Below are 4229 nucleotides of genomic sequence, written 5' to 3'. Positions count from 1 at the left end.
ATAATTGCGGCTGACGGGACCGCATTTGAGCCGATCGAGTCATTCCGTGGAAAGGTGGGCAAATCGGTTGTCTTGGAGGTACGCCGGGGCGCCTCGGTGGTGCAAATCCCGGTCATGCCGGTCGACCTCGAGCCCACCAGAATGTTCCTTCGTGGGTTGGAGTCCAGTGCGCGCGTCATTGAGTCCAACGGACGACGCATCGGCTATGTGCATGTTTGGTGCTATGCCGGCTCCATCTATCAACGCGCTGTTGAACACCTGCTGTCTCAAGGGGCGCTAAAAGACGCGGACGCGCTGATCTGGGATTTGCGGGATGGCTGGGGCGGCGCGCAGCCCGAATATCTCGACCTGTTCAACGCCCGGGCGCCAACGATGCAGGTCACCGACCAAAGCGGTACTACCGCATTCGTCAATGTGAAGTGGCGCAAGCCCGTTGCGATGCTCATCAACGGCGGTACGCGGAGCGGCAAGGAGGTCCTTGCCTATGGCTTCAAAAAGTACCGGTTGGGCGAGCTCATCGGCACCCGGACAGAGGGCGCGGTCCTTGCCGCCACCGCATTCCTCATCGGAAGCGGCTTGCTGCTGCTCGCAATCGAGGATGTCCGGGTTGATGGCGAGCGCCTGGAGGGCGTGGGCGTGACGCCGACGATCGAGGTCGAGGCAGGCGCGGCCTCCGCCGGGTCAGACGACCCCCAACTGAGCCGTGCTGTCGCGGTTCTGTCCGGGACCTGATCCGGGCGTCATACTCATTCGCAAAGCAGAGGCAACGCGAAAATGGTGATTGGAAGCGCGTCTCGGTTCGCCGGCGCAAGGTTTTGTCAGTTCAGATCGCCCTTAGCGCGTGACCTCAGGACGATCCAGCCTCTTGATGCAGCTCGCCACCCCGCATCAAGCGGCGGGCGATGTCGGCTGTCTGCAGTGACGCGCGTTCGGTCGGTGAATGGGCCGCCAGATAGCGGGCAACCGCGATGAGGATGTGCCGGCCCTCGTCCGTGTCGCCCCACGCGCCGAATTGCCGGACTCCCGCTTCCAGCATCTGATACGCATGGAAGCCTGCATCTTCGCGCAGCACCGCATGCGCGAGCGTGGCGATCAGCGGCTGCGGCGAATGGCCGAGCGTGAGATGCCGTGCCACCAGGCGTGCGGCGAGATCGACCTGTCTCTGCCGGTCGAAGGCGTCGAGCAAGGCGGCGCCGATCGTCTCTGGATCCGCGGGCAGATCATTGAGCTGCTCGCCGCCGTCGCCCGGGATGCGCGCCGGTGGCACATTGAGATAGCGAGCAAGGTAGAGCGCCATCGTTCCGTGCAATACGCCGCGGACGGCCGTGACGTGCGTGTCGATGTTGGCAGTCCCGATCCGCGTCAGCATCTGGTGGACGGCGTTGGCGTAGGTGAAGACGTGATGTGCCGTCTCCCAGTCGGCGTGCTCGTTGGCATTGCCGAAGCGCGCCACCCTGAGCGCTGCCGCGTACGCGAGGGATTGGCCAAGGTCAGCAGGCGCGGCCCCGGCGCGGATCGCCTCCTTGAGCGCGTCAACGATCCTGGCCGGATCGTCACCGAGCAGCTCTTGAGCAAGTGCGGCGTGGCCCGACCAGTCACGCGAGCCGCGTCCGACAGCGAACAGGTCCGCGAGTTCGCGGGTTGATTCCGCACACAACGCAACAAGGTCAACGGGCTGGCGCCAGGCAGTCGATTCCTCGGCGCCACGGGCCGATACCATCTGACCGACGACAGTCGGCAGCAGAGCCGCGGCGTGTTGCCAGCCGACCAGGTCGAGGCACTCGAATGCCTTGTTGATGAAGTCGAGCGAGTGCCCGGTGTCGGCGAACGCCCGCTCGGTCTCGGCGGCGAACAGGGCATCAGCGAGTTCAGCCGGGGAGAATCCGGCCCCAATCGCCGTGAGCAGGGTGCGCTCGACCGCCTCGCGATGCCGCACGTTTGTCCAACGCCGCAGCCAGCGTTTGAGCGCGGCCGGATCCGGCCGGCTTCCAAGCGGCGCGCGTTCCCGCCGCGGCGCCTCGCCGTCGCAGTCCGCCGCCACGCGGCGTGCGCCGTGGAACAGCGCGAGATAGGCTTCCTCCGCTGGCAACACAGGCAGGAGATTGGCGAGTGCCGTAAGGATCGTAAGACCCACGCCCCAGCCGTCGCGATTTTGCGCCCCGAACAGTGCCACCTGCCGTACGATTTCGGCCTGCGGTACGCCGGCCGCGAGCTGACCCTGCATGGCCTTGGCAATGACGAGGCCGAGGTCGTGGGCGAGGCCGCTCGCAAGCCGCTGATGCCAGTGCGCGGCGGGATCGGCATGGGTGAACGTGGTCTTCACCCAGACGTCACTATTGCGCACCTCGACCGGGCAGATCGGCACGTCGTCCGCCCAGAGGTCGAAGGTGCAGCCGCTTTCCAGATCGAAGCGAGCGTGATGCCAGTGACAGGTCAAGATGCCGTCTTCGACGCTGCCGCGCTCGAGCGGGAAGCCCATGTGCGGGCACCGATTGTCGAGGGCGAAGACGCGCCCGCGGTCGTAGATGACGAGGATCGGGCGATGGCCTCCGTGCACAACGAGCCGCCCCTTGATCTTCAGCTCCTCAAGGCTGCCCGCCAGCGCAAACTCCTTGCTGGGCGCGTCCATGAACACACCTCCGATGTCGCTTTGGGGCCGCTGTAGGTACTCTGGAACATAGGCATCCTCTCGCGCAAAGGCGAGAGGATGCCGTGGTTTAGGAGCGCGCGAAAGGAACCGCACTGGATCATCAAGCGGCACGGAACTGTGGTACAGCTCGATCGCGTTCGGCAGTTTCGACGCAAGCGTGTCGATGACAAGCAGCAAGCGCTGGGACAAGCACTGCGTGGCTGGTCAAACCGCGTGACCCGGGTGCCGCTCGGAACCGGCTTCTCCGGCTGCGCCTGCACTGGCGTGATCTCATCGGCATAACCGATTTCGAACAGTTGGCCTTCAAAAAATTTCGCCCGCCACCTTTCGCGGCGCGAGGTAGCGCCAGCCGACCTTCAATCTCCTTTGGAGATGGCCGCTCCTTTTCATGTCGACGAGAATGGAGCGCGCGTGCTCGCCGAAATCGACACGCAGCCGTACCGCGACAACGGAGAATGGTCCCGACGCGACGTCGATCTTGTCGAGGTCAGAGGTGGAGATGAGGGGTAAGATGGGCGCCGGATTCATGTTCCACTCGTTGCTGAGGCTCGGTCGATCGCGTCGAATTCGGTCTCACTCAAGCGCCAACCGAGTGCATCGAGATTGGCCCTGGCGTGATGAGGCTTGGTCGCGCCGGGAATGGGAATCACGTGACTATCGCGCGCCAAAAGCCAGTTCAGGGCGACCTGGCTGATGCCGGCGTCGTGCGCGCCGGCAATATCGGCGAGACACGTCAGCAGCGCTTTCGTGCCCATGCGGTCCGACGGTTGCGTGAGGCGGCCGGACGCAAGGGGAAAATACGCGACCAGTGCCACATCGAGCTCACGGCAGGCTTCGAGCACGCCATTTGTTTCCGCTGCTCGTCGGAGCAGGCTGTAGTTGACCTGATTGGCGGCGAGCGGAACGCCTGCTCTTGCGAGGTGATCGGCGATGCGGCGCATCTGGTCCGCATTGAAATTTGCCACGCCGACCGCGCGTGCCTTGCCGGACTTCACCGCGTCGACTAGGCCTTCGGCGAACACTCCCACGTCGATCAAGGGCAGCGGATAATGGACATAGTAGAGATCGATTATCTTGAGGCCCAGGCGCGCCAGCGAACCGTCAAGCGCGCTCATCAGGCGGCGCGGAGAGGTGCGGCCCGGAAAGGGAAGGAATTTCGATGCTATCACCGCGTGGGTGGGACCGGCGCGCAAGCAGTCACCCACGACGCGCTCCGAGAAATAGATCTCAGCCGTGTCGATCATGCATGGGCCGGCATCGTGAATGGTCCTGTATGTTTCCAACACGGCCCCACGATCGGCACGCCGCCACTTGTTCGTGCCGATGCCCAAGGGCAGCACATGGATGCCGGTTCGACCCAAGGGACGGCGCGTATCATGGTGCGTATCATGATCTGCGGGCATCGCTGGACCTCTCACAAGGCGAAAGCGCCGTTGGCTGGTTGGTCAAAACTAGCCTTGCTTTCCACGCAAGACATCGATTTTCGCTTTGGGGTCAAAAGCGGCGTCTTGACGGTCACTTCCGGTCTACTCTTGTCATCGGACAAGCTCGGCCCGTCCAACGCTTCGCATTAGGGCCA

The 4229-nt window shown here is 64.0% G+C and carries 5 protein-coding genes; 2 read left to right on the top strand and 3 right to left on the bottom strand.

Annotated features, from left to right (window positions below):
• On the top strand, positions 1–732 hold a 732-nt coding region (locus GWG65_RS39910), incomplete at its 5' end, for a S41 family peptidase (protein ID WP_275200873.1).
• A 115-nt stretch (positions 733–847) separates the two neighbouring features.
• On the opposite strand, the gene GWG65_RS39905 is transcribed toward GWG65_RS39910, so the two are convergent.
• From GWG65_RS39905 to GWG65_RS39895, 3 genes are all read right to left on the bottom strand, one after another.
• Positions 848–2629, bottom strand: a complete 1782-nt coding sequence (locus tag GWG65_RS39905) for a Rieske (2Fe-2S) protein (RefSeq protein ID WP_275200872.1) — start codon at positions 2627–2629, stop codon at positions 848–850.
• 324 nt (positions 2630–2953) lie between these two features.
• Positions 2954–3178: a hypothetical protein gene (locus tag GWG65_RS39900; RefSeq protein ID WP_275200871.1), complete on the bottom strand. Its 225-nt coding sequence runs from the start codon at positions 3176–3178 to the stop codon at positions 2954–2956.
• Positions 3175–4053 (bottom strand): aldo/keto reductase, encoded by an 879-nt coding sequence (locus GWG65_RS39895; protein ID WP_275200870.1) that lies wholly within the window; start codon positions 4051–4053, stop codon positions 3175–3177. The genes GWG65_RS39900 and GWG65_RS39895 overlap by 4 nt, the downstream gene beginning before the upstream one ends.
• Between GWG65_RS39895 and GWG65_RS39890 the strand changes: the two genes are divergently transcribed.
• Positions 3991–4224 carry a hypothetical protein gene (locus GWG65_RS39890; protein ID WP_275200874.1) on the top strand — a complete coding sequence of 78 codons (234 nt, stop codon included), beginning with the start codon at positions 3991–3993 and terminating at the stop codon, positions 4222–4224. The genes GWG65_RS39895 and GWG65_RS39890 overlap by 63 nt on opposite strands.
• Positions 4225–4229: the final 5 nt, after the last annotated feature.

This window comes from Bradyrhizobium sp. CSA207, assembly GCF_029051685.1.
Classification (GTDB): Bacteria; Pseudomonadota; Alphaproteobacteria; order Rhizobiales; family Xanthobacteraceae; genus Bradyrhizobium.
Note: the sequence above shows the minus strand (reverse complement) of the source record. Positions and strands in the feature narration are given on the sequence as shown.